General features: G+C 69.0%; 20 protein-coding genes. 12 read left to right on the top strand and 8 right to left on the bottom strand.

The features are described 5' to 3' along the window. Nucleotides 1-6: 6 nt before the first annotated feature. Genes VMT65_RS34180 through VMT65_RS34170 form a run of 3 tightly spaced genes read right to left on the bottom strand, consistent with a single transcriptional unit; the run spans nucleotide 7 to nucleotide 3,865 of the window. Nucleotides 7-1,056 carry an SCO2522 family protein gene (locus VMT65_RS34180; RefSeq protein ID WP_326312805.1) on the bottom strand — a complete coding sequence of 350 codons (1,050 nt, stop codon included), beginning with the start codon at nucleotides 1,054-1,056 and terminating at the stop codon, nucleotides 7-9. Next, on the bottom strand, nucleotides 1,053-1,985 hold the full coding sequence (locus VMT65_RS34175) for an SCO2523 family variant P-loop protein (protein WP_326312804.1): 933 nt from the start codon (nucleotides 1,983-1,985) through the stop codon (nucleotides 1,053-1,055). The genes VMT65_RS34180 and VMT65_RS34175 overlap by 4 nt, the downstream gene beginning before the upstream one ends. After that, nucleotides 1,982-3,865 carry an SCO2524 family protein gene (locus VMT65_RS34170; protein ID WP_326312803.1) on the bottom strand — a complete coding sequence of 628 codons (1,884 nt, stop codon included), beginning with the start codon at nucleotides 3,863-3,865 and terminating at the stop codon, nucleotides 1,982-1,984. The genes VMT65_RS34175 and VMT65_RS34170 overlap by 4 nt, the downstream gene beginning before the upstream one ends. 193 nt (nucleotides 3,866-4,058) lie before the next feature. On the opposite strand from VMT65_RS34170, the gene VMT65_RS34165 reads away from it, so the two are divergent. The 3 genes from VMT65_RS34165 to VMT65_RS34155 are packed head-to-tail and all read left to right on the top strand — an operon-like array spanning nucleotide 4,059 to nucleotide 7,052. Further along, entirely contained in the window at nucleotides 4,059-4,949 is an 891-nt protein-coding gene (locus VMT65_RS34165; RefSeq protein ID WP_326312802.1) for a carbohydrate ABC transporter permease, read from the top strand. Further along, nucleotides 4,939-5,766, top strand: a complete 828-nt coding sequence (locus VMT65_RS34160; RefSeq protein WP_326312801.1) for a carbohydrate ABC transporter permease — start codon at nucleotides 4,939-4,941, stop codon at nucleotides 5,764-5,766. Before VMT65_RS34165 ends, VMT65_RS34160 begins: the two co-directional genes overlap by 11 nt. 11 nt (nucleotides 5,767-5,777) lie before the next feature. Beyond that, on the top strand, nucleotides 5,778-7,052 hold the full coding sequence (locus VMT65_RS34155) for an extracellular solute-binding protein (RefSeq protein ID WP_442790367.1): 1,275 nt from the start codon (nucleotides 5,778-5,780) through the stop codon (nucleotides 7,050-7,052). Nucleotides 7,053-7,068: 16 nt separating this feature from the next. Here the strand turns inward: VMT65_RS34155 and VMT65_RS34150 are convergent, their stop codons facing one another. Both VMT65_RS34150 and VMT65_RS34145 read right to left on the bottom strand, forming a co-directional pair. Continuing rightward, complete coding sequence (locus tag VMT65_RS34150; protein ID WP_442790353.1) at nucleotides 7,069-8,022, bottom strand: DNA-3-methyladenine glycosylase family protein; 954 nt, start codon at nucleotides 8,020-8,022, stop codon at nucleotides 7,069-7,071. Further along, nucleotides 8,019-10,823: an FAD-binding and (Fe-S)-binding domain-containing protein gene (locus tag VMT65_RS34145; protein WP_326312800.1), complete on the bottom strand. Its 2,805-nt coding sequence runs from the start codon at nucleotides 10,821-10,823 to the stop codon at nucleotides 8,019-8,021. The genes VMT65_RS34150 and VMT65_RS34145 overlap by 4 nt, the downstream gene beginning before the upstream one ends. A 129-nt stretch (nucleotides 10,824-10,952) precedes the next feature. Between VMT65_RS34145 and VMT65_RS34140 the strand changes: the two genes are divergently transcribed. From VMT65_RS34140 to VMT65_RS34115, 6 genes are all read left to right on the top strand, one after another. Beyond that, on the top strand, nucleotides 10,953-12,833 hold the full coding sequence (locus VMT65_RS34140) for an ABC transporter ATP-binding protein (protein ID WP_326312799.1): 1,881 nt from the start codon (nucleotides 10,953-10,955) through the stop codon (nucleotides 12,831-12,833). Nucleotides 12,834-12,924: 91 nt separating this feature from the next. Continuing rightward, entirely contained in the window at nucleotides 12,925-13,878 is a 954-nt protein-coding gene (locus VMT65_RS34135) for a class I SAM-dependent methyltransferase (RefSeq protein WP_326312798.1), read from the top strand. A gap of 164 nt (nucleotides 13,879-14,042) precedes the next feature. After that, nucleotides 14,043-14,516 (top strand): hypothetical protein, encoded by a 474-nt coding sequence (locus tag VMT65_RS34130; RefSeq protein WP_326312797.1) that lies wholly within the window; start codon nucleotides 14,043-14,045, stop codon nucleotides 14,514-14,516. 51 nt (nucleotides 14,517-14,567) lie between these two features. Then, a complete protein-coding gene (locus tag VMT65_RS34125; RefSeq protein ID WP_326312796.1) occupies nucleotides 14,568-15,635 on the top strand; it encodes a DNA polymerase IV in 1,068 nt (355 codons plus the stop codon). Nucleotides 15,636-15,666: 31 nt separating this feature from the next. After that, a complete protein-coding gene (locus VMT65_RS34120; RefSeq protein ID WP_326312795.1) occupies nucleotides 15,667-16,449 on the top strand; it encodes an enoyl-CoA hydratase/isomerase family protein in 783 nt (260 codons plus the stop codon). A gap of 52 nt (nucleotides 16,450-16,501) precedes the next feature. After that, the gene (locus tag VMT65_RS34115) at nucleotides 16,502-17,494 is read left to right on the top strand and encodes an oxidoreductase (RefSeq protein ID WP_326312794.1); all 993 of its coding nucleotides are present in this window, start codon (nucleotides 16,502-16,504) and stop codon (nucleotides 17,492-17,494) included. Nucleotides 17,495-17,557: 63 nt separating this feature from the next. On the opposite strand, the gene VMT65_RS34110 is transcribed toward VMT65_RS34115, so the two are convergent. The 3 genes from VMT65_RS34110 to lon form a co-directional block, all read right to left on the bottom strand. Continuing rightward, nucleotides 17,558-17,929, bottom strand: a complete 372-nt coding sequence (locus VMT65_RS34110) for a DUF5073 family protein (RefSeq protein WP_326312793.1) — start codon at nucleotides 17,927-17,929, stop codon at nucleotides 17,558-17,560. Next, nucleotides 17,926-18,735: a heavy metal-binding domain-containing protein gene (locus VMT65_RS34105; protein ID WP_326312792.1), complete on the bottom strand. Its 810-nt coding sequence runs from the start codon at nucleotides 18,733-18,735 to the stop codon at nucleotides 17,926-17,928. The genes VMT65_RS34110 and VMT65_RS34105 overlap by 4 nt, the downstream gene beginning before the upstream one ends. A gap of 128 nt (nucleotides 18,736-18,863) precedes the next feature. Next, nucleotides 18,864-21,248 (bottom strand): endopeptidase La, encoded by a 2,385-nt coding sequence (gene lon / locus VMT65_RS34100; protein WP_442790366.1) that lies wholly within the window; start codon nucleotides 21,246-21,248, stop codon nucleotides 18,864-18,866. Between the two features lie 279 nt (nucleotides 21,249-21,527). On the opposite strand from lon, the gene VMT65_RS34095 reads away from it, so the two are divergent. The 3 genes from VMT65_RS34095 to VMT65_RS34085 are packed head-to-tail and all read left to right on the top strand — an operon-like array spanning nucleotide 21,528 to nucleotide 23,837. After that, nucleotides 21,528-22,379, top strand: a complete 852-nt coding sequence (locus VMT65_RS34095) for an alpha/beta fold hydrolase (protein ID WP_326312790.1) — start codon at nucleotides 21,528-21,530, stop codon at nucleotides 22,377-22,379. Beyond that, nucleotides 22,372-22,944 (top strand): TetR/AcrR family transcriptional regulator, encoded by a 573-nt coding sequence (locus VMT65_RS34090; RefSeq protein ID WP_326312789.1) that lies wholly within the window; start codon nucleotides 22,372-22,374, stop codon nucleotides 22,942-22,944. Before VMT65_RS34095 ends, VMT65_RS34090 begins: the two co-directional genes overlap by 8 nt. A gap of 53 nt (nucleotides 22,945-22,997) precedes the next feature. Further along, nucleotides 22,998-23,837: an alpha/beta fold hydrolase gene (locus tag VMT65_RS34085; protein WP_326312788.1), complete on the top strand. Its 840-nt coding sequence runs from the start codon at nucleotides 22,998-23,000 to the stop codon at nucleotides 23,835-23,837. The last annotated feature ends 57 nt before the right edge of the window (nucleotides 23,838-23,894 follow it).

Below are 23,894 nucleotides of genomic sequence, written 5' to 3'. Positions count from 1 at the left end.
GCCACCTCACACGTCCCCGAGGAAGATGTGGTTGAGCCGACGCGTGGCCAGCCGCGGCACCGCCACCGGATTCCGTTCGCTGGCACCGCGTTCCACCAGTTTGGCCTGCACGTCCTCGTCGAGCTGCAGATGGTCGAGAATGACCCGCACCGCGTGCTCGATGCCCAGATAGCCGTAGGGCAGGATCGACAGCGCCCGGTAGGCCGCGAACGGCTTGGCGTCGGGATTTAGCTGTACCACCGCGGGCAGACGGGACCAGTCGCTGGGCCACGGGTCGGGCCAGGGCACCGGCGCGGCCACCATAGCCCCTTCGTCGCGAATCAGCCCGAGCCGCAACAACTGCCAGATCGAGGCGAGGAACGGGCAGGACCAGAGAATCCGCTCCACCTGCTCGCCCGCGACCTCCTCGAGCTGACGGCTCCACAGCTGCACATCCAGGAAGATCGAGTGATTGCGCGCGCCGAACTCCTCCGGCGGCCGGTAGCGCGCGATCCGCATCGCCTGTCCCGCATCGTATTCCGAGGAGCGCCGGCCATTGCAGAGCCAGCCCGACTCCACCGTCGGCGGGCGACGGCCGGTGCCCTCGCGCTCGGGTTCGGGCACGATGCGCGCGGCGATCATCTCCGCCAGGCGCACCGGCGCGCCGACCGGTTCGCCGTCCAGGAACGACGGGACCTCGGCGCAGCCGGCCTCGCGGGCCAGGTAGTCGATGGGCACCCCGCAGGTCTGGGCCGCCTCGAGCAGCTTGGGCAGCACCTCGCGGGGGTCGGCGGTGCGCCGGGCCTCCCGGGATCGGGCGCCGGTCCGGTTCCAGAAGTAGTCGTCGACCAGGAAACAGGTGCTCACCCGCGCGCCGGGGCCGAATTCCCGTTCGGCCGCCGCGATCTGATCCGCCACGATCGGCGCGACCTTGCGCAGCTGCGCGTGGATGCGGTCGACACCGTTGACGAGTTCGTCCATATAGAAGTGCCCGACCTCGATGGACAGGTGCGAGAGCGGTTGCCCGGCCACGCGATTGCGCTCACCGGCCTCGCTGTAGTCGGTCGCGGAGCTCATCGGCGCACCTCCACCTGTTCCCAGACGGCCTCGTTCACGAGCTTCTCGGTCAGCTCCCGAAACGCCGCCACGGTCTCGGCATTGGCCACATGCGCGGCCACGTCCACATCCAGGATCACCTGTTCCCGGCACTGCAGCATGGGCTCCACCGGAATCTTTCCGAGTATCCCGCTCTCACCCATGCCGTGCCGGTTCGCCGCGCGGGTCAGGGTGTTGTGCTGTTCCTGCAGCCAGGCCGCCTGGGCCGGACGCAGACCCGCGGTCGCGCCGAGTTCGGGGACCGCGGTGCGGACATAGCGCAGCGAATTCAGCAGCGCGGTCCGGTCGTGCCCCCAGGCCAGACCGGTGGCCAGCACGCCGTGTTCGTCGTGGACCAGGCCGCGGGCCGCGGCGATGTGCTGGCGGGTCCAGCGGTGGAAGATCAGCCACCGGCACACCGCGCGGGCCAGCTGCGGATGCTTGGTGGCGCTCAGCGCCAGGGCCAGCGCGATGGAGCGGCCCGCGCTCAAATCCACGAAGGTGATGTTGAATTCCTGCTCGCAGGTGGCGAACAGCGCGGCGCAGCGGTCGATCATCGGCTCGTCGAGGGTGGTGAACTCGGAGCCGCCGAGATCGCCGGGGAACAGCACCAGGCGGCCCGAGGGGTGGCGGGAGCGGCTCAGCTCCAGGCGATCGGTCTCCGAACGCACGCTCAGCCGCGCCGGTGTCCCGTTCTCGTCGAGCAGATAGGCGTGCAGGCCGGTGCCGTCGCGCACGCCATTGTCGATCCGGCTGATCTCGAAAGTGCCGCCCGCGGTGGGCGATCCGAAATCGAAGTCCAGATAGGCGACCTTGTAGCCCTTCATGCTCAGCCAGTAGGCCATATTGCAGCTGGTGACCGAGCGGCCGGTGCCGCCCTTGTCGGAAGCCGAGAACACGAGCACGGTCACACACTCCTGGTGGCGTCGGACCGGGCGTAGGCGAGCTCGTCCAGTTCCAGTAGGGCCTGCGAGGCGAGACTGACGGCGGTTCCGGGACGTTCGTCGATGAGCTTGCGGGCGCGTTCCAGGCGCTGTTCGGCCAGCGTCAGGGCGGTGCGGCCGGCGGACATATCGGTCTCGCTGAGCTCCAGCATCTCCCGATTGAGCAGGTGCTCGGCCTCCATGAGCAGTTCCATGGCGCGGGTCACCGAGGTGGGCGAGCGCAGCGGGGGCTCGCGGTACATGCGCGCGGCGGTCACCATGCATTCCACGACGCGCTCGGTCAGATACCAGGACGGCAGCAGGGATTCGACGCCGCCGCCGAACAGGCGGCTGGGGTCGTCCCACAGGCCGGTGGCCGGACCCTCGCGGAAGGCGCGCAGATCCAGATGGTCCATGGTGGCCTGGGCCAGCGTCATGAGTTGATCGCGGGTCTCGATGGTGCCCGACAGGCGCGCGGCCTGCAGGGTGCGCTTCAAAAGCACGGTGGCGTAATCGGATACGGTCCACAGCAGCAGCGGGCCGTCCAGCTCCTCGCTGCCCAGCAGCCGCAGGCTCACGCCCGGGGTGTGCATGGTGCGGGCCGGATCGCCCTCGGTGAAGCGGCGAATGATCCGGCCGCGGCGGGCCAGTTCGTCGAAAATCGTTGCGGCGCGGTCCAGATCGTCGTCATCGGCCTCGCGGTTGAGCAGATCCTGCATGAGCACCGCGGACACGATGAGACTGAAGTAGTCCGATTCCTCGCCGTCGGAGGTGCGCCACGGAATGTCCTCGAGCGGCCAGCGGCCGGATCCGAAGCGCGCCACCGCCGCCCAGTAGCGCTGGGCCAGATCCCAGCGCAGTTGCAGCGCCTCGGCCAGGCGGCGCTGCTGACCGTTGAGCAGGTCCAGTTCGCGGGTGCGGACCGAGGTGAGGTCGTTGATGCCGTCCAGGGCCACCACCGTGAAATGCAGATACGGTCGCGCGATGGCGTGGCCGGGTTGGTCCGCGATGGCCATGTCCACGAAGTCGATGCCCGCGGCCTTGCGCACGATGCCCCAGCTCCACCCGCATTCGAACAGCATGTCCTCGCTGTCGAGGTCCACGCCCTCCACCTGGCTCAGCGTGGCGTCGTTGCGTAGTCGAATGCGGACGCGGTCCAGGCGCTGTTGGACGGCGTGCACCACCGCCTCGGGCGGCCCGCCGGTCTGATTGAGCATGGACAGCATGGCCTGCCCGGCCTCGGAGCGGGGCTCGACGGTGTTCACCACGAAGCTGCGAATCAGACCGACCATGGCGGCGGTGAGCCGGACATTGATCCGGGCGTCGAGTCGCTCGATGCGCGGGACCAATTCGACCGCGAGCCGGGTGCGGCGGCCGACCGACCGCTCGGCTACCGGGCCGCTGAAACCGCGCAGGAACTTCAGGGCGGCCAGGCACAGGGTCAGCGACATGGAATAGGAGTCGACGACATCGAGGGCGCGTTGTTCGGGCGTCGGCTCGTCGCCGTTGGCGGAGGCCAGATAGCTGCCCGCCGCGAAGATCGGCAATTCGGTGGCGGTGCCGGGTTCGCCCGCGGTGTGGCGGTCGATGTACTGCTCGAGCAGCCAGACCACCCGCTCGCCGATCTTGAGGTCGTTGTCGCCCAGGGGTGAGAGCACCTCGCGGATGTCGTCGGCGATCTCGTCGGGACGCTCCAGGCCGAACCCGTCGATCTCGGTAGCCGGATACAGCAGGCACAGCAGTTGTTCGGCGTCGCTGATGGAGTTCGAGCCATTGCGGCCGCCCCAGACCCAGGCGTCATCGTGGTAACACGCGGTCAACAGCGACCGCCAGACTCCGAGGATCTGTTCCCGTGGCTTGATTCTCATCGACGCCGTCCCCTGCCCTGTCGTGGCCAGCCTCGCCGTAACGCTATGAACGAGCGCGGCTGAAACTATCATGCGCCAGCCGCGCGCACTGGGTGGAAGGCAGTCCCGAAATCGCGTCGGGCACAGCACAATATCGGGCAGATCGGGCGTGGGAGAGCGGGGGTCGCGGGCCGCGCCGGTAGCGTCGCGGACCATGGACCGGACGGTTCGCTCTCGCGTGACGGCACGGCGTCGCAGTGCCGCGGTCGGCTATGCCCTGCTGCTGCCCAGTCTGGTCGGGGTGGGAGGTTTTCTGCTGGTGCCGATCGCGGTGGTGCTGTGGCTGAGCGTGCACAGTTGGAATCTGTTGGGGCCCATTGGATTCGCCGGGTGGGACAACTGGCGGTCGGTGCTCGCGGATCGGCGGTTCGGACATTCGATCGGGGTGACGTTGGTGCTGACGGCGATCGCGGTGCCGGTGCAGACGGCGCTGGGGTTCGCGGTGGCGGCCATGCTGGCGCGGCGCGGGCGGGGCGGGACGGTGCTGCGGGTGGTGTACGCGCTGCCGTGGATGTGCGCGCCGGTGGCGGTGGGCGTGGTGTGGCAGTGGATCTTCGCGCCGACCGACGGCGCGTTGAACGCACTGCTGGGGCGGCGGGTGGAGTGGCTGAGTTCGCCGACGCTCGCGCTGCCCGCGGTGGCGACGGTGATCGTCTGGATGAATGTCGGTTATGTCGCCCTGTTCTTCGTGGCGGGGATACGGGCCATACCGACCGAGATACTCGACGCGGGGGCATTGGACGGGGCCACGGGGTGGCGGCGGATTCGCTGGCTGATCCTGCCGCTGCTGCGGCCGACCATGTTCTTCGTGCTGGTCACCGGGGTGCTGACGGTCTTCCAGACCTTCGACGCGGTGTACGCGCTGACCAAGGGCGGGCCGGACCATCGCACGGATGTGGTTGCCATGCGGATCTATTCGGAGGCATTCGAGGCGGCGCATCCGGGACGGGCGGCCGTGATGGCGGTGGTGGTGTTCGCGGTCATGTTCGTGATCACGCTCGCGCAGCATCGGTACTTCCGGGATCGGACGAGCTATGCGTATTGATCGCCGGCTAGCACGTGCCGCGGCGGCGTACGCGGTGCTGATCCTCGGGGCACTGGTGACGGTCGCGCCGCTGATGTTGAGCGCCCTGACCGCCCTGAAGACGCCGCGGCAGTTCGCCAACGAATCCGGCTTGGCCACACCGCATCCCGCGACGCTCGAGAATTTCCGGACCGTCCTCGATCAGGGGCTCGGGCGCGCGGTGGCGGTCACCGCGCTGATGACCGTCTGCATCACGTGCGGGCAGTTGCTCACCGCGATCATGGCCGCGTACGCCTTCGCGCGCCTGGATTTTCCCGGACGCGACGCGCTGTTCTGGACGTATCTCGCGACCATGATGGTGCCGAGTGTGGTCACCCTGGTGCCGCTGTATCTGATGTTCGCGAAACTGGCCTGGCTCAATACCTTCTGGGCGCTGGTGCTGCCGTTCCTGTTCGGATCGCCATACGCGATTTTTCTACTGCGCCAGTACTTTCGGGCCATACCCGGCGAGATCATCGATGCGGCGCGGGTGGACGGGGCCGGAACGCTGGACATCCTGGTCAGCGTGGTGGTGCCGATGAGCCGCCCCATTCTGGCCACGCTCACCGTCATCACCGTGGTCACGCAGTGGAACAGTTTCATGTGGCCCTTGGTCGCCGCGTCGGGACCGAAGTGGCAGGTGCTGACGGTGGCCACCGCCACCCTGCAGACCGAATACAACGCGCAGTGGACGCTCATCATGGCCGCCACCACGCTGGCCATCGTGCCGCTGGTGGTGGTGTTCGTGGTGTTCCAGCGGCAGGTGCTGCGGTCCATCGCGGTGACGGGGCTCAAATGAGCGCAATGCGGCTGAAGGATTCGACCCGGGCGGTGCTCGGGATCGCGGTGGTGGCCGTGCTGCTGGTGGCGGCGGCGCTGTGGCTGGGGCGAGAAGGCGAGGGCGGCGGACGCACCGTTGTCCGGATGCGGATCTGGGATCAGAGTTTCGTCTCCGCGTACCGGGCCTCGCTCGACGAGTTCCAGCGCACCAACCCGGATCTCGAGGTGCGAATCACGCTGGTGCCGTGGGCTTCTTACGCGCAGAAACTGCGATTGGATGTGGCGGGCGGCATTGCCGACGACCTGTTCTGGACCAACCTGTACGAGGACTATGCCGATAGCGGGCACCTGATGGATATCGGCGCGGCGCTCGGGACCCAGGCCGCGCGAGAGTGGGATCCGCGGGCGGTCGCCCAGTACACGCGGTCCGGAAAACTCTGGGCGGTACCGCAATTCGTCGATGGCGGCAGCGCGGTGTACGTCAACCGGGAGCTGCTCGCGCGCGCCGGAGTCGATCCGGCCGAGTTGGCGACGGCCCGGTGGAGTCCCGACCCGGGGCAGGACACGTTCCGCCCCATGCTGCGACGGCTGGCCCCGGTGTCGGCGTGGCCGTACAACGCCGCCAATGACTTTCAGTCCATCACCCTGCCGTATCTGGGATCGGCGGGCGGGCAGTTGCAGCGCGACGGGCGGTTCGCCTTCGACTCCCCGGCCGGACGCGACGCCTTCGGCTACACCGTGGGGCTGGTCGCGGACGGCTTGTCACCGTCGGCGGCCGATACCAATACCAGCGGTGATTTCGCGAAGAACGCCTTTCTGCAAGGGCGCATGGCGCTGTTCCAGTCCGGCAGTTTCAATCTGGCCACCGTCGCGCGGAATGCCGGATTCTCCTGGGGACTGGCCATGATTCCCGAGGGTCCGGCCGGACGGGCGTCGGCCGACAATGCGATCGGTGTCGCGGGCAATGCGGCCACGCAGCATCCGGAGGCGGTGCGGCGGGTGCTGGCCTGGCTGGGCAGTGCTGCGGGCAATCGGTATCTCGGCGCGAACGGGGCGACCATCCCGGCCGTGGTCTCCGAACAGCAGGTGTACCGCGACTACTGGGCGCGGCACGGCGTCGATGTGTCGCCGTTCTTCGATGTGTTGCGCGGCAGGACGATCGCGGCGGGCGGCGGTGCCGGATTCCCGGCGGCACTGCAGGCGATGACACCGATCTTCGACGAGATGTATCTGGGCCGAATCCCGGTGCCCGAGGCGCTGGCGCGGGCGCAGCGGGAAGCCGATGCGGCGGCCGCGCAGCAGTGAGCCGCGCGGTCACCACTCAGATGCGGCTGTGATCGGTGTACGGGGTACGCGGGCCGAACTTCGGCTTCCGCGCGAAACCGGCCAGGCCGAGCAGCCGCACGGCCCGATACCGGTGCGGGCGTAGGGGTTCGAGATATTCGACCATCTCGTCGTCGTCGATCGGACGGTCCAGCAGGGTCCAGCCGACAATGGACGCGAGGTGAAAATCGCCCACCGACAACGCATCCGCGTCACCGAAGGCACGCTGGGCGATCTCGGCGGCCGTCCACACCCCGATGCCGGGCACCGTGCGCAGTCGATGCGCGGCGTCCGCGTGGCTCAGCGCGGCGGCCTCCTCCAGCTTCGACGCGATACGGGAGGCCAGCACAATGGTTTTCGAGCGTTGCGGGCCGACATTGGCGCGGTGGTAGACCCAGGACGGAATGTGCCGCCAGGTCTCGGCGTCCGGCATGACGCGCAACCCCTGCGGTGCCGGTCCCGGTGCCGGAGTTCCGTAGCGCCACACCAGTTTTCGCCAGGAGTCATGGGCGGTCTTGGTGTGCACCTTCTGCTCCAGCACGGCCGGAACCAGCGCTTCCCACACCAGACCGGTGCGCAGCATGCGCAGGCCGGGATTGCGTCGGTGCGCCTCGGCCACCTTCGGGTGGTCGGGGGCGAAATCGCTGACGTCCTCGTCCAGGCACAGCATGGCGGGCAGCCGTTCGAGGAACTCCTCCGCGCCCGGACCCCACGCCCGGGCCTCGACCGCGGCGCGCTCGGACTGCCGCAGTCGGTAGGTGACCTCGCCCGACGGCATGCGGGAGGCGTGCCAGTGCGAACCGTCGGGGGTCTGTCGATGACAGGGGTCACCGAAGCCGCGGCGCAGGGGAGAGATGGTGGCGGCCAGATCGAACGGGCGGTCACAGCGCAGCACCCGGGTGTGCTCACGCGTCGGCACAGGACTGGTCTGTGCGGGCGGCGCTGGAGTCACCGCGTCATTCTAGGGGGACCGTCGTCCAGCAGGAACTGGGCGAGATGGCGGAAGCGGCGGCCCGCCAGCTGGTCGGCCTGGGTGCGGCAGGAGAAGCCGTCGGCGATCAGGATCGTCGTCTCCGGTGCCGTGCGCAGGGCCGGGAGCAGGCCGTTCTCCGCCACCGCGACCGAAATGTCGTAATGTCCGCGCTGCATGCCGAAATTGCCCGCGAGCCCGCAGCATCCGGTGATCTCGGTCACCGCCGCACCGGTGCGGCGCAGGATCCGGCGGTCGGCCTCGAAGCCGAGCACGGCGTGCTGGTGGCAATGGGGCTGGACCAGGACGGTGTGGCCGCTGCGGTCCGGTGGCCGCCAGTCGGGCTGGGTCTCCAGGAATTCGGACAGGGTGTGGACAGCACTCGCCACGGCGGCCGCGCGCGGATCGTCCGGGAGCAGGCGCGGGAGGTCCGCGCGCAGGGCGGCCGTGCACGACGGTTCCAGACCCACCACCACGCCGCCCGCACCGACATGGTCGTCGAGGGCATCGACGGTGGCGCGCAGGCGTTTTCGCGCATCGTCGAGCTGGCCGGTGCTGATCCAGGTCAGCCCGCAGCACACGCGGCGGTCGGGAATCGTGACGCGCTGGCCGAGGGATTCGAGCACCGCCACGGTCGCCCGGGCGATCTCCGGGTCGAAGGCATCGGTGAAGGTGTCGATCCACAGCATCACGCCCGGTCCCGGCGTCGCCGCGGTACTCGGCCGCCAGGATCGACGGAAACTCTTGTGCGCCAGGGTCGGTATCGCGCGGCGCGGATCCATTCCGGCCAGGCGCAGGCCCGTGCGGCGTAGCGGTCCGGCGGTGCCGAGCAGGTTGGCCAGGCGCGGTGCCCGGGTGGCCGCGGCCAGCCACCGTGGGAGTCGGCCCAGCGAATAGTGGTCGATCGGGCGGCGTCGGCCCCGATAGCGGCGGTACAGCGTCTCCGACTTGTAGGTCGCCATGTCCACACCGGCCGGGCAGTCGGAGTGGCAGGCCTTGCAGGACAGGCACAGATCCAGGGATTCGGCGACGGCCTCGGAACGCCAATCCAGCGCTCCCCGAACGACTTCCTGCAGCACGCGGGCCCGACCCCGGGTGCTGTCCTTCTCATCGGCGGTGGCCAGATACGAGGGGCACATGAACCCGCCGGACGCGTGATTGTCGGCGCGACACTTGCCGACCCCGACGCAGCGGTGCACCGCCGTGGCGAGATCGCCGTCGGCGGGGAAGGCGAAGCCACCCGTGGTCGGCAGGGGGCGCAGCCCGGCCAGTCGCAGATCGGCGTCGAGGGGTCGCGGGTGGACGAGCACACCGGGGTTGAGCACGTCCTCGGGATCGAAGAGGGCCTTGAATTCGGCGAAGGCGTCGAGTGCCGCCGGGGAATACATGTGCCGCAACAGTTCCGAACGGGCGCGTCCGTCGCCGTGTTCACCCGAGAGCGACCCGTCGAACTTCACGACCTGGCGGGCGGCGTCCTCGAGGAAGGCCCGGAAGCGTTGCGGCGCATCGGCTATCGGCAGATCCAGGCGCACGTGGATGCAGCCGTCGCCGAAGTGGCCGTAGAGCAGGCCGTCCAGACCGTGTTCCCGCATCAGGGCGTCGAAGTCCCGCAGATAGTCGCCCAGCCGGTCGGGCGGCACCGCGGCGTCCTCCCAGCCCGGCCAGGCCGGATTGCCGTCGGGGGTACGACCGGCCAGGCCCGCGCCGTCGGCTCGAATGCTCCACAGCGCCCGCGCCTGCGCCTGGTCGGTGACGATTCGGGAATCCAGGGCGTGCGCGCGCGACCGCAGCAGTTCCGCCTTGTCGCGGGCCTCTTGCGCACCGGCACCGTCGATCTCGATCAGCAGCCAGCCGCCGCCGCGCGGCAGGTCGGGCACCGCGCCGCGATGGGTCCGCACCACATCGACGAGGCGGGCATCCATGCCCTCCACGGCGAGCGGTCGCACCGCCATGACGGCCGCGATATCGTCCGCGGCCGTGGGCATATCGGGATAGCCGAGCACCACCAGCACGGTCGCGGCGGGCACGGGCACCAGGTCGACCGTCGCCTCCAGCAGCAGCCCGCAGGTGCCCTCGGTGCCGACGAAGGCCCTGGCAATCGACGAACCCCGTTCCGGCAGTAGGTGTTCCAGCGCGTAGCCGGACGCCTGCCGTTCGAAGCGACCCAGTTCGGTGCGGATGAGCGCCATGCGGTTTCGAGTGAATTCGGGGAGCCCCGCGATGGCCGAGAGGTCGTCGGCGAGCACCCGTTCCAGGCCGCGGCCGTCCAGAATTCGCAAGCGCCGCACCGTATCCGAGGTGCGGCCCCAGGCCACCGCGTGCGGGCCGCAGGCGTTGTTGCCGATCATCCCGCCCAGCGTGGCGCGGTTCTGGGTGGACGGGTCGGGGCCGAAGCGCAATCCGTGGTGCGCGGCCTGGCGCTGCAGGGCGGACAGCACGACGCCCGGTTGCACGCGGGCAATGCGTCGCTCCGGATCGAGCTCGAGGATCGCGTTCATATGCCTGCTGAAGTCCAGCACCAGCCCCGGTCCGATGGCATTGCCCGCCACCGACGTCCCCGCCCCGCGCGCGGTCACGGCCAAACCGTGCGTGCGCGCGATGTCGAGGGTCGCCGAGACATCGGCGGCATCGCGCGGAAAGACCACCGCGCGCGGCAGCACTCGGTAGTTGGAGGCGTCCGAGGAGTACTCGGCGCGCCGCCGCGGATCGGTCTCGATCTCGCCGGTGATCGCCCCGCGCACCGTCTTCTCCCACGCCTCGGTCTGCTTCCACGCCCCGGCCACGTCCCCAACCCTAGGCGTTTCGCTGTGCGCGAAAGCCCGACCTGCCCGGAAGCCCTTGATCTGAACCTTTGTTGAGGTCTTACTGTCGGTGCCGTGGGGTTCGATGGAACCCGGACGTGAGGAGCGGGGATGAGTATCGAATCCGTGGCGTGGAACCAGCTGTACCGGCAGATGAACGCGCCCACCGAGCAGCGGCCGTTGCGCTTGGCGACGGCGCGCCGGATTCTGGCCTTCGCGCGCCCGCATCACCGGCGGCTGGTGGCGTTCCTGATCCTCAGCATCGCCTCCGCGCTGCTGGCGGTGGCCACCCCGGTGCTGGCCGGGCGGGTGGTCGACGCCATCGTCGGGCACGGCGCGCCCCGCACGGTGATCACCCTCGCCGGGATCATCGCGGTGGTCGCGGTGCTGGATGCCGGGCTGGGCATCGTCATTCGATGGTTGTCGGCGCGCATCGGGGAGGGGCTCATCTTCGATCTGCGCACCGCGGTGTTCGACCACGTCCAGAAGATGCCCATCGCCTTCTTCACGCGCACCCGGACCGGCGCACTGGTGAGCCGGTTGAACAATGACGTCATCGGGGCGCAACGGGCGTTCAGCACCACCCTGTCCGGCGTGGTCACCAATGTGGTGACCCTCGCGCTCACCCTCGCCGTCATGCTGCGGCTGTCCTGGCAGATCACCCTGCTCGCGCTGGTGCTGCTGCCGGTGTTCGTGATCCCCGCGCGGCGCATGGGCGAGCGCATCGCCGGGATCCAGCGCGAGGCTGCGGGGCTGAACGCGGCCATGAGCACCCAGATGACCGAGCGCTTCTCCGCGCCGGGCGCGACGCTGGTCAAGCTGTTCGGGCGGCCGCGGCAGGAGTCGGCGGAATTCGGGCTGCGCGCCGGGCGGGTGCGCGATATCGGCGTCCGCACCGCCATGCTGCAGACCGTGTTCGTCACCGCGCTCACGCTGGTGTCGGCGCTCGCGCTGGCCCTGGTATACGGGCTCGGCGGCTATCTCGCGCTGAAGGGGCAGCTGGAACCCGGTGCGGTGGTGGCGCTTTCGCTGCTGCTGACCCGGCTGTACTCGCCGCTCACGGCCCTGGCCAGCGCGCGGGTGGATGTGATGTCGGCGCTGGTGAGCTTCGAGCGGGTCTTCGAGATCCTGGATCTGCGTCCGCTCATTCAGGATTCGCCGCTCGCGGTGCCGGTGCCGGACGGACCGGTGGCCGTGGAGTTGGACGGCGTCAGCTTCGGCTACCCGTCGGCGGACAAGGTGTCGCTGGCCTCGCTCGAGGATGTGGCCACGCTCGACACCCGCGGCGGCGAGGAAGTGCTGCACCAGGTCTCGCTGCGGGCCGAGCCCGGGCAAATGGTGGCGCTGGTCGGATCGTCGGGGGCCGGGAAATCGACCATCGCGCAACTGGTTTCGCGGCTCTACGACGTGGACTCCGGCGCGGTGCTGCTGGGCGGCCGGGACGTGCGCGAGCTGACCTCGCAGTCCATTCAGGACACCGTCGGTCTGGTCACCCAGGACGGTCACCTGTTCCACGACAGCATTCGCGCCAATCTGCTGCTGGCCCGGCCCGAGGCCACCGAGGCGGACCTGTGGGATGCGTTGGGGCGGGCCCGGTTGCGCGATCTCATCGAATCCCTGCCCGACGGCCTGGACACCGTGGTCGGCGAGCGCGGCTACCGGCTCTCCGGCGGCGAGCGCCAGCGACTCACCATTGCGCGGCTGCTGCTCAAGCAGCCCCGCGTGGTGATTCTGGACGAGGCCACCGCCTCGCTGGACTCCACCTCCGAGGCCGCGGTGCAGGAGGCCCTGGCCGAGGCGCTCGATGGGCGCACCGCGCTGGTCATCGCGCACCGGCTGTCCACCATCCGCAATGCCGACCAGATCGTGGTGCTCGAGCACGGCCGCATCGTGGAGCGCGGCACCCACGCCGAACTGCTCGCGGCCGAGGGCCGCTACACCGAGCTGTACCGGACCCAGTTCGCCGACGCGAGCGCACCCGCGGCCGCCTGACCGGAAGGTCGACGGCCCGATCGGAAACGGAGCTTGCCGAATCGGCAAAAGAACTGTGACTCCCGACGCCGCGGCGGATAGCGTCGGGAGCATGGGCTCGCATTCACACGGACAGGCAGACACGCACGGCCATCGGCATTCCCACGGCCACGACCACACCCACGGTCACGGTCACACCCATGACAGCATCGACTGGGCGACCATGATCCCGGACCTGCAGCGCGAGGACGCCATGTCGGCGGACGCCAGCGCCGAGATCGCGCAGCGGCTGATCGCGTTGGTTCCCGAGGCGGACGAGCCGATCGTGGTCGATATCGGGGCCGGGGCGGGCGGGCAGAGCGTGGCCTTCGTCCGGGAGCTGGCGGCACGCGGCGGCGGGCGGCTGATCATTGTCGACGCCGTGCCGGAATTGCTCGAGGTGGCACAGCGGTCGGTCAAGGCGGCCCTCGGCGGCGACGATCGGGTGCGGGTCGAGACGCTGCGCGCCGATGCCGCGGCCGAGGACTTCGGCACCGATATTCCGGCCGCGGACCTGGTGTGGGCCTCGCGCTCGGTGCATCACCTGCCCGATCAGCAGGCCGGCACCACCCGCCTGGCCGGACTGCTGCGGCCCGGCGGCTGGCTGGCGCTGGCCGAGGGCGGGCTCCCGGTGCGTTGTCTGCCATGGGATTTGGGCGTCGGCGCACCCGGCCTGCAGGATCGGCTGCTGGCGGTGCGCGATGCGGGCTTCGCGCAGATGCGAGCCGACATCACCGGTTCCACGCCCATGCCCTACGGCTGGAATGTGGCGCTGAGCCGGGCCGGGCTCGACGAGGTGACCTCCTTCAGCGTGCTCACCGATCACCCCGCGCCGCCGTCACCGGCCGTGCGCGCCAGCGTGGCCGCGTGGCTGAGCGGATTGCGCGAGCGGGTCGGCGACCGCCTCGGCGAGGATGACCGGGCCACCCTGGAGGCTCTATTGGACGCGTCGGCGGACACGTATGTCGGTGCGCGCGAAGACATTTACATTCTGGGCGCGACCACGGTTTTCCTGGGCCGCCGATAGCGGTACGACATGACGGGCACGGTCGTGATCCGACCGTGCCCTAACCGCAATGCTGTTGTGGCCGCCCAAGCGCCCCTGACCTCCCGAAATGCCCTGGCATACGGCATAATTCGAGCTCCCATGGCACCCGCATGATCGTTTCACATGCCGGGGGAGGAGTTTCGGTGACCCGTACCAAGGAGCAGCGGCACACGCCCGCTACCCGTGTCGACGATATCGAGCGAATGTTCGGCGCCCGTCGATCCCAGCCCGCCGCCGACACGCCGCCCCTGGAACTACGGGTGACAGACGGCACCCGGCGGCGCACCGACGACGACTGGACGGTCCCGAAAAAGCTGGTGGCCGAGGCGGTTTCGGGCAAGCTCGTGATCGACTTCACCCGGGCCCGGTGCTCGCGGCGCGAAATCGACATCCAGGCCGTGGCCGGTGCGGGGGCGATCGTGCTCATCGTGCCGCGCGGCTGGCGCGTCGATATGGACGCGGTGTCGCCGGGCAATGGCACGGTGGCCAATCGGGTCAAGCTGCCGCGGTTCCCGGGCGCTCCGATCATTCGGGTCGTCGGCCAGGTGGACACCGGGGTGGTGAAGGCGCGCTACGCCTATCGCTCCCCGCTGCCGTGGTTCCGCCGGTCCCGCTGACCGTTCCCCCGGTTCCCGGCATTTCGGGAGACCATGCGGTATGACGGAGGGGTGACGCGCTGGCTGCTGCACGTCGACCTCGACCAATTCCAGGCCGCGGTCGAATTCCGGCGGCATCCGGAGCTGCGCGGCGCGCCGGTCATCGTGGGCGGGAACGGGGATCCCACCGAACCCCGCAAGGTGGTGTCGTGTGCGTCGTATCCCGCCCGGGCCTTCGGCGTGCGGGCGGGCATGCCGCTGCGCACCGCCGCGCGGATCTGCCCGGAGGGCGTGTTCCTGCCGCAGGATCTGGCGTTCTACGCCGAGGCGTCCGAGGAGATCATGGCGCTGCTGCGCAGCTTTCCCGGGCGAGTGGAGGTGCTCGGCTTCGACGAGGCGTTCTTGGCGGTCGACACCGAGGATCCCGAGCAATTGGCACGTGAGATCCGTTCCGCCATCGAGGAATTGGATCTGACCTGCGCGGTCGGCATCGGAGACAACAAGACGCGGGCCAAGCTGGCGACCGGCTTCGCCAAGGCGGTGGGCAAGGCCGGGGAATCCGACGACGCCTCGGACGACACCGGCACGGGCATCTTCCGACTCACCGCCGACAACTGGGTCGAATTGATGGCCCACCGACCGACCAGTGCGCTCTGGGGCATCGGAGCGCGCATCGCGAAACGGCTGAGCGGCTTGGGCATCGAGACCGTGGCCGACCTGGCCGCAGCCGACCGCAAGGCGCTGGCGGCGGAATTCGGTCCCAATACCGGGCCTTATCTGTGGGTACTCGGTCACGGTGCGGGCGACACCGATATCTCCGAGCCCCGGGAACCGGTGGGGCACAGTCGATCCGAGACCTTTCCGAGCGACCTCACCGAACCCGCGGAGATCGACGCCGCGGTGGTGCGGCTGGCCACCCAGGTGGCCGAGGAGACCGTGGCGCAGGGTCGGGGCGTCGGCCGGGTGAGCGTGACGGTGCGGACCAAGACCTTCTTCACCCGCAGCAAACAGCGGAAACTGCCCGAGCCCACCGCCGAGGTGGACGAGATCGTGCAGACGGCGCTGGAGGTGCTGCACTCGTTCGAGCTGGATCGGCCCATCCGGTTGCTCGGGGTCCGCGTCGAATACGCCATGCTGTGATCAGGTTCCACCGACGGAAGGCATTCTCGCGATGAGCGACTACGAGAACATCCTGTTCGAGCACGATGGCCCGATCGCGCGCATCACGCTGAACCGGCCCAACGCCGCCAATGGCATTGATCAGGCGCTGGCGGACGAGCTGGTGCGCGCGGCCGAGTACTGCTCCGAGGATCCGGCCGTGAAGGTCGTGGTGCTGACCGGTGCCGGACGGTTCTTCTCCGCGGGCGGCGATGTGCGGGCCATGGCGGCCAGCGCGGACACCGGCGAGTTCATCGAGAAGCTGGCCGCGACCCTGCACCATGCCGTGTCGGCGCTCGCGCGCATGGACGCACTGCTCATCGTCGGCGTGAACGGCACCGCCGCCGGGGCGGGCATGAGCCTGGCGGTGGCGGGCGATCTGGTGGTCGCGGCCGAATCCGCCTCCTTCACCATGGCTTACACCAAGGTCGGCCTGAGCCCCGACGGCGGCGCGTCCTACTATCTGCCGCGGCTGATCGGGCTGCGCCGGACCCAGGAGCTCATGCTCACCAACCGGACGCTGTCCGCGGCCGAGGCCCTCGACTGGGGTCTGCTGCACCGGGTGGTGCGCGATGTGGAGCTGGCCGACGCGGTCGAGGCCCTGGCGCGGGAGTTCGCCACCGGACCCAAGGGTTCCAACGCGAATGTGAAGAAGCTGCTGCTGGTCTCGTCCCAGCACACCCTCGAGGAGCAGCTGAACACCGAGGCCGGATTCATCACCCGCTGCGCCGAATCCGCCGACGGCCAGGAGGGCATTGCCGCCTTCGTCGGCAAACGGGCGCCGAAATTCGCCTGAGCTCGGCCGCTTTCACCGACCTGACCAGCGCCGCGAGCCCTATGCTCGGATCATGGAGTTCCAGGCGATGGTGGCACACGAGACCAAGGACGGGATCTCCCTCATTCGCGAGGAGGTCGGCGACGACTTCCTCATGCCGGGTGAGGTGACGATCAAGGTGCACTACACGAGCGCCAACTACAAGGACGGGCTGGCCATCACGCCGCGCGGCGGCGTGGTGCGCCAGTACCCGCTCATTCCCGGCATCGATCTGACCGGTGAGGTGTTCGCCTCCACCGATCCCGAATTCGCGCCCGGCGATCTGGTGGTGGCGCACGGCTACGAGATCGGTGTCTCCCATCACGGCGGCTTCGCCGAATACGCGCGGGTGCCCGCCGACTGGGTGGTCAAGCTGGAGGGGCTGACCCCGCGCGAGGCCGCGGCCATCGGCACCGCCGGCTACACCGCCGCCATGAGCGTGCAGGCGCTGCTGGATCGGGGTCTGACGCCCGAGGACGGCCCGGTGCTGGTGACCGGCGCGACGGGTGGCGTCGGCAGTGTGGCGGTCGACATTCTCTCCGGGCTCGGCTTCGAGGTGACCGCCTCGACCGGCAAACTCGGTGCGGGCGAACTGCTTTCGACGCTGGGCGCGAACGAGGTCATCGGCCGTCTGCCCGGTGAAGGGGAGAAGCTGCGCCCCCTCGGCAAGGCGCAGTGGGCGGCCGCGGTCGACAGTGTCGGCGGCACCTCGCTGGCCCATGTCCTCAGCACCGTCAAATACGGTGGTGCGGTGGCGGTTTCGGGTCTGACCGGCGGCTCCGATCTGCCGACCACGGTCATGCCGTTCATTCTGCGCGGGGTCGCGCTGCTCGGTATCGATTCGGCTCACTTTCCGATCGCGCAGCGCCGCGAATTGTGGGCGCGGCTCGCCAAGGACCTGAAGCCCCAACATCTTTCGCTGCTGGAGAACTACGCGCCGATCACCGAGGCGGAATCGGTGCTGCACGCCATTCTGGACGGAACCCACTCGGGCCGAACCGTTCTCGGCGTGGCGGGAGAGTTCTGACCGACGCTCTGGTCGGTTTTTGTTTCATGTGAAACGAAGAATATTCGCCCGGCGGTTGCCATCTCACCCCGCGTCGGCCAACACCTCCAGGGCCGCCGCGAGGTGCGGCAGCGCGGACGGGCCGTAGGAGGTGGCGATCTCGGCCAGGGCGCGGGCCAGGTGCGGTGCGATGGCGGCGGCCGGGAGCAGCTCCTCGGCCAGCACGATTCCGCCGACGATGTGGTCGGCCTTGATGCGCTGATCGCGGGTGACCTCGTAACGCCAGGAACCGATCTGGACCCGCTCCGGATCCGAACGGAACAGCGACTTGCGGGCCGGGATGCGGGTAACTCCGGGGACGCCCGCGAAGACGGTGAAGACCAGACCGAGACCGCCCGGGCCGCCGAGGGCCGCGTCGATGGCGCGGGTGGCGGTCTCGATATCGAAGTCGTTCACGCGTTCATGCCGAGGGTGAACTGCGGAATGATGGGGTCGCCATCGCCGATGCGGCGAATGGCCGTGCCCGAGGCGTAGAACTCGACGGTGTGATATCCCCAGGCGTAGTTGGAGATATCGAAGCTGACGCCGGTGACACCGGTCCCGCCATCGCGTTCGGCCTCGGCCTGCATGCGGGACATGGCCAGCTCCCGCGCCTGGTAGTTGCCCTGGGTCCACTGCGGCATCTCCATATTGCGGCCCATCTGGCTGAGCATCTGCCGGAAGCTCTGCACGGCCACGTGGAAGACGCAGTTGCCCATGACGAAGGCGATGGGTGCGTAACCGGTGCGCATGAGCGTCACCATGTCCTGGCCGGAGAGATGGCTGGTGAAGGCCTGTCCGTTCGGACGGCGGTAGCTGCCAGGGGATTTCGCGTAGCGGACGGCGGTGCCGACGGCGATGAACTCGAGGTGTTCCAGGGATTCGCCGTGCTGCCGCCACTCCAGGCGGACGCCCACCACACCGTCGGCCTTCAGCGCGTCGGCCTCGGCCTGCATGCGGGACATGGCATTCCAGCGGGCGCGATAGGTGGCCTCGGTGAGCACCGGGAGTTCCTGCTGCTGTCGGATACCCGTGAATTGGAAGCCGACGTGATAGACCGACACGCCCATCACCAGATCGATGGGTTCGAATCCCGCGCCGTGCAGCAGCGCGAACTCGTTGACCGACAGGTCCGAGGTGAAGATGCGATTCGCATGCGAGAGACGCTCGCCCGCGACTTGATCGAGCTGTTGCGGTTGCTGACTCGGCTGATTCGGTTGCATGCTCTTCGCCCTCCGTTGGATCCCGACTGAATCCCTAACCGAGAGTACGACTCGGTCCGGTTCGAGACCCGCCGAAACGGAGGGAGCCGGGCGTGTTCGAAGAACACGCCCGGCTCCCTCTCGAGCACTTATGCGGTAGCGCTCAGCTGCCGTCCCTCGTAGGCCGGTTCGGCGACCGGTTCGATGGCGTAGGCCAGGATCTCGGCCACGTCGGCGACGGGGCGGACATCCAGGGCGGCCAACACCTCGGCCGGGACCTCGTCCAGGTCCGGCTCGTTGCGGGCCGGGATGAACACGGTCTTCAGTCCGGCGCGCTGGGCTGCCAACAGCTTCTGCTTGACGCCGCCGATCGGCAGCACCCGGCCGTTCAGCGTGACCTCGCCGGTCATGCCGACATCCGCGCGGACCTGGCGGCCCAGGGCCAGCGACACCAGGGCGGTGACCATGGTGACGCCCGCGGACGGTCCGTCCTTCGGGACCGCGCCCGCCGGGAAGTGGATGTGGATATTGCGATCCAGCACCTTCGGCTCGATGCCGATCTCCTCCAGGTGGGAGCGGACGTAGGTCAGGGCGATCTGCGCGGACTCCTTCATGACGTCGCCCAGCTGGCCGGTCAGGGTCAGCGAGCGGTCGCCCTCGGCGGCATTGGCCTCGATGTAGAGGACGTCGCCGCCCGCGCCGGTGACCGCCAAACCCGTGGCGACGCCGGGGACCGCGGTGCGTTCCACGCCGTCGGGGGTGAAGCGGGGACGGCCCAGGTACTCCTTCAGGTCACCCAGGTCGATCACCAGTTTCCCGGTGGCCGAGGCGGATTCGGCGTCGTAACCCAGCTCCTTGTCGTAGCCGAGGCCTTCCGGCACGAATTCGCCCTTGCCGACCGGACTTTCGGTGTCGGAGATGTCCGCCGACTCCGACAGCTTGGTCGCGGCCTTGCGCAGTGCCTTGGCGATCAGCCGTTCCATCTGCCGCACACCGGCTTCCCGGGTGTAGTTGGCGGCGATCTCGCGCAGCGCCGCCTCGGTGATCGAGACCTCCTCGGCGGTCAGGGCGTTGCGCTCCAACTGCCGCGGGATCAGGAAGTCGCGGGCGATGGCGACCTTGTCGGCCTCGGTGTAGCCGTCCACGCTGATCAGCTCCATGCGGTCCAGCAGCGGGCCGGGAATCGTCTCGAGGACGTTCGCGGTCGCGATGAACAGCACGTCGGACAGGTCCAGATCCAGGTCCAGGTAGTGGTCGCGGAACGTGTGGTTCTGCGCCGGGTCCAGCACCTCGAGCAGGGCCGCCGCGGGATCGCCGCGGAAGTCGCTGCCGACCTTGTCGATCTCGTCCAGCAGGACAACGGGATTCATCGATCCCGCCTCCTTCATGGCGCGCACGATGCGGCCGGGCAGCGCGCCCACGTAGGTGCGCCGGTGACCGCGGATCTCGGCCTCGTCGCGCACGCCGCCCAGGGCGACGCGAACGAACTTGCGGCCCAGGGCCTTGGCGACCGATTCACCCAGCGAGGTCTTGCCGACGCCGGGCGGGCCGACCAGCACCAGCACCGCGCCGGAGCCGCGTCCGCCGACCACCTCGAGGCCGCGGGCGGCCCGGCGGGCCCGCACGGCCAGGTACTCGACCATGCGGTCCTTGACCTCGTCCAGGCCGTGGTGATCCGCGTCCAGCTGGGCGCGGGCGGCCGAAACATCGGTGGAGTCGGTGGTTTTCACGGTCCAGGGCAGTTCCAGGACGGTGTCGAGCCAGGTGCGAATCCAGCCCGTCTCCGGGCTCTGATCGCTGGAACGCTCGAGACGCCCCACCTCGCGCAGGGCGGCTTCCTTCACGTCCGCGGGCAGGTCGGCGTTCTCGACGCGGGTGCGGTAGTCCTCCGCGCCGTCCGGCTCGTCCTCGCCCAGCTCCTTGCGAATCGCGTTGAGCTGCTGGCGCAGCAGGAATTCGCGCTGCTGCTTCTCCAGACCCTCGCGCACGTCCTCGCTGATCTTCTCGCTGACCTCGGTCTCGGCGATGTGCTGGGTGGTCCACTCGATCAGCTTGGTCAGCCGCGCGAAAGTGTCCGGGGTGTCCAGGATTTCGCGCTTCTGATCATTGCTCAGGTACGACGCCCATCCGGCCGCGTCGGCCAGCGTGGACGGATCGTTCATCTGATTGACCGCGTCGATGACCTGCCAGGCCTCACGGCGCTGCAGCACCGACACGACGAGCTTCTTGTATTCGGCCGCGAGCTCTTTGGTGCGTCCGTCGGCGGCCGGAATCTCGACCGGCTCGGCCTCGACCCAGAGCGCCGCGCCCGGCCCGGTCACGCCGTGGCCGATCTTGGCCCGGCTCTCGGCCTTCAGCACCGCCGCCGGTGCGCCACCGCGCATCCGGCCGACCTGTTCGATGGTGGCCACGACGCCGTAGGTGGCGTAGCCCTCATCGAGGCGCGGCGCGACCAGCACCTGGTTGACCTTGCCCGCGCGGGCGGCATCGATGGCGGCCTGCGACGACTCGTCCAGCTCGATCGGGACGACCATGCCGGGCAGCACGATCGGATCGGTCAGGAACAGGACCGGCAGGTTCGTTGGTGTAGTCACGTCTTCGACCCCTTCCAAGGTTGAGCGTTACCTACTCAACCTCGGCGGTATACCGATTGTTCCGCGACCTTGTTCGCCTGAGGCGAACATATATATGCGCAGGTAAATCGCGTTTCAGAGATTCTCGAGAGGCAATTTCCGCGCAACCCTTGACCGCCTTGGCTAAAGCGATTAGCTTTATGGCTATCACAGTTAGCTACTCCCAGAGAGTGAAAGACCATGACGCAGTACGTAGATATCGACGGTGGCCGGATCGCCTACGACGAGACGGGCGAGGGTCCGCTGGTCGTGCTGTCGCACGGCATGGGTATCGATCGGAACGTCAACAAGCACCTGGTGCCGCTGCTGGCCGCCGCCGGATACCGGGTGGTCAACACCGATATGCGTGGCCACGGCGAATCGAGCATGGGCTGGGCGTCGGTCACCGGCAAGGAGGCCATCAGCCGCACCGATGTGGCCAACGACCTGATCGCGGTCATCGAGAAGCTGGGCGGCGGGCCCGCCATCCTGATCGGGCACTCGCTCTCCGGCGGGTCGGTCACCATCGCCGCGGCTCAGCGCCCGGACCTGGTCCGCGCCGTGGTGGAGATCAACCCCTTCACCCTCACCCAGAAGGCCGACCTCGGGGCCCTGCTGTTCAACGCCCGGCACCGCGGCGGCATGATTCCGTTGATGTCCACGATGATGTTCAAGAGCCTCGGCCAGTGGCTGAAGTACCTGACGGTGGCCATGCCCTCGCAGCCCGCCGACCGCGACGAGTACCTCGCCGAGGTGAAGGCCAAGCTGACCGAGCCGGGTCGGATGGCCGAGTTCATGAAGACCGGCAAGTCGACCCCCGCCGACGCGGAGGCCCAGCTGCCCAACGTGACTCGGCCCGCGCTCATCATCATGGGCGGCGCCGACCCGGACTTCCCGAGCCCCGAGGGCGAGGGTCAGCGCATCGTCGCCGCCCTGCCCGCCGGGCTGGGCAGCCTGGGCTTGGTCGCGGGCACCGGCCACTACCCGCAGTTCGAGAAGCCCCAGGAGGTGGCCGATCTGGTGCTGCCATTCCTGAAGGAACACCATGCCTAGGGTGGGCCTGAGCCGAACCGACGTCGTCGCCGCGGGGGCCGCCCTCGCCGACGAGGTCGGTTTCGGCAATCTGGCCCTGGGCGCGCTGGCACAGCGGGTCGGGGTGCGAACCCCGTCGCTGTACAAGCACATCGAGAGCCTGGCCGACCTGCAACACGGCATTGCCGCGCTGGCCATGACCGAGCTCGACCGCAAGGTGCGCGACGCCATGCACGGGCTCTCCGGCAGCGCCGCGCTGGCCGCCTTCGCGAATGCCTTCCGGGAGTACGTCGTCGAGCATCCGGGCCGCTACGCCGCCACCATCGGGGCGAAGTTCCGCGGGCCGGATGATCCACTGCTGCAATCGGGTTCGCGAGTACTGGATTCCATGGCGGCGGTACTGCGCGGCTACGGCATCGACGAGGGTGAAATGGTGCACGCCCTGCGCACGCTGCGCTGCACCTTCCACGGCTTCGCCACCCTGCAATCCTCCGACGGCTTCCAGTGGAGCGGCGACTCCGAGGACAGCTTCGCCTGGATGATCCGCTTCCTCGACCGCGGGCTCAGCGAAATCGGCTCGCGCTGAACCGGCTTGCGGGACCATGACTACAACACTGGCAACGAAGGTGTTGGGGTGTCATGGAACGCTTCATATTCGACGGAACGCATCTGGCCTACGCGCGGCAGGGGGAGACCGGACCGCCGGTCGTGATGCTGCACAGCGCGGGCTCCTCGCACATCATCTGGACGCCGCTGATGACCGCGCTGGCGCGTGACTACCGCTGCTACGCAGTCGATCTGCCCGGGTACGGCGAATCGGATCGGCCCCCGGACGGCTACACCCTCGAGCGCTACACCGAGTTGATCTGCGCCTTCCTCATGCAACACGGGCTCACCGACGCGGCCCTGATCGGCAACTGCGTCGGATCGGCCATCAGTCTCACCCTCGCCCGCCGCTATCCGGAACTGTTCCGGGCGGTGGTGGCCATCAACCCACTGACCGAATCCACTGCCATGCACGGTGATTGGCGACGCGCCGCCCGCCTGGTACGGGGTGCGCCCGAGGGCACCGTGCGGGCGCTGAGCGGCTGGCACACCCCGCGGTGGGTGGCCCGGGGCACCGCCCGCTCCTGGTTCACCACCCGCCGCGCCTACCGCGAATCCCCGTACGTCGCACCCCTGTCGTCCGGATTCCCCGCCCGCGCCCTGATCTACCTGGTACGCGACCTGTCTTCCTTTGCGGCCCTGGACGATTGGCCCGATCGAGACGAGCTGCCGCCGCTCTGCGTGATCTGGGGCAACCAGAATCGAGTGCTGTCGGCGGCCGCCGGACGCACCGTGAACGAGCGACTCCGCCCCGACCGCGCCGAATACCTCGACGGCTGCGGCCATGTACCGATGCTCGAGCGCTCGGCCGCGGTGACCGAGATCGTCACCGACTTCCTCGCCGCCCACCTCCCGGCGGACCGCGTCCACTGACGAACTGCGCGACCTACCGTGGCCGAATTGCGACCCTGCTTCCCGCATGCCTGCACC

It is taken from the genome of Nocardia sp. CDC153 (genome assembly GCF_035818515.1).
Taxonomy (GTDB): domain Bacteria; phylum Actinomycetota; class Actinomycetes; order Mycobacteriales; family Mycobacteriaceae; genus Nocardia.
The sequence above is the reverse complement of the archived record's forward strand: the minus strand, read 5'-3'. Positions and strand labels throughout refer to the sequence as shown.

Bases quoted from the DNA above. Each gene is read 5' to 3' on its own strand.
- VMT65_RS34180 (WP_326312805.1), bottom strand. From the start codon at position 1,056: ATGAGCTCCGCGACCGACTACAGCGAGGCCGGTGAGCGCAATCGCGTG.
- VMT65_RS34170 (WP_326312803.1), bottom strand. From the start codon at position 3,865: ATGAGAATCAAGCCACGGGAACAGATCCTCGGAGTCTGGCGGTCGCTG.
- VMT65_RS34165 (WP_326312802.1), top strand. From the start codon at position 4,059: ATGGACCGGACGGTTCGCTCTCGCGTGACGGCACGGCGTCGCAGTGCC.
- VMT65_RS34160 (WP_326312801.1), top strand. From the start codon at position 4,939: ATGCGTATTGATCGCCGGCTAGCACGTGCCGCGGCGGCGTACGCGGTG.
- VMT65_RS34140 (WP_326312799.1), top strand. From the start codon at position 10,953: ATGAGTATCGAATCCGTGGCGTGGAACCAGCTGTACCGGCAGATGAAC.
- VMT65_RS34135 (WP_326312798.1), top strand. From the start codon at position 12,925: ATGGGCTCGCATTCACACGGACAGGCAGACACGCACGGCCATCGGCAT.
- VMT65_RS34120 (WP_326312795.1), top strand. From the start codon at position 15,667: ATGAGCGACTACGAGAACATCCTGTTCGAGCACGATGGCCCGATCGCG.
- VMT65_RS34115 (WP_326312794.1), top strand. From the start codon at position 16,502: ATGGAGTTCCAGGCGATGGTGGCACACGAGACCAAGGACGGGATCTCC.
- VMT65_RS34105 (WP_326312792.1), bottom strand. From the start codon at position 18,735: ATGCAACCGAATCAGCCGAGTCAGCAACCGCAACAGCTCGATCAAGTC.
- lon (WP_442790366.1), bottom strand. From the start codon at position 21,248: ATGGTCGTCCCGATCGAGCTGGACGAGTCGTCGCAGGCCGCCATCGAT.
- VMT65_RS34095 (WP_326312790.1), top strand. From the start codon at position 21,528: ATGACGCAGTACGTAGATATCGACGGTGGCCGGATCGCCTACGACGAG.
- VMT65_RS34090 (WP_326312789.1), top strand. From the start codon at position 22,372: ATGCCTAGGGTGGGCCTGAGCCGAACCGACGTCGTCGCCGCGGGGGCC.
- VMT65_RS34085 (WP_326312788.1), top strand. From the start codon at position 22,998: ATGGAACGCTTCATATTCGACGGAACGCATCTGGCCTACGCGCGGCAG.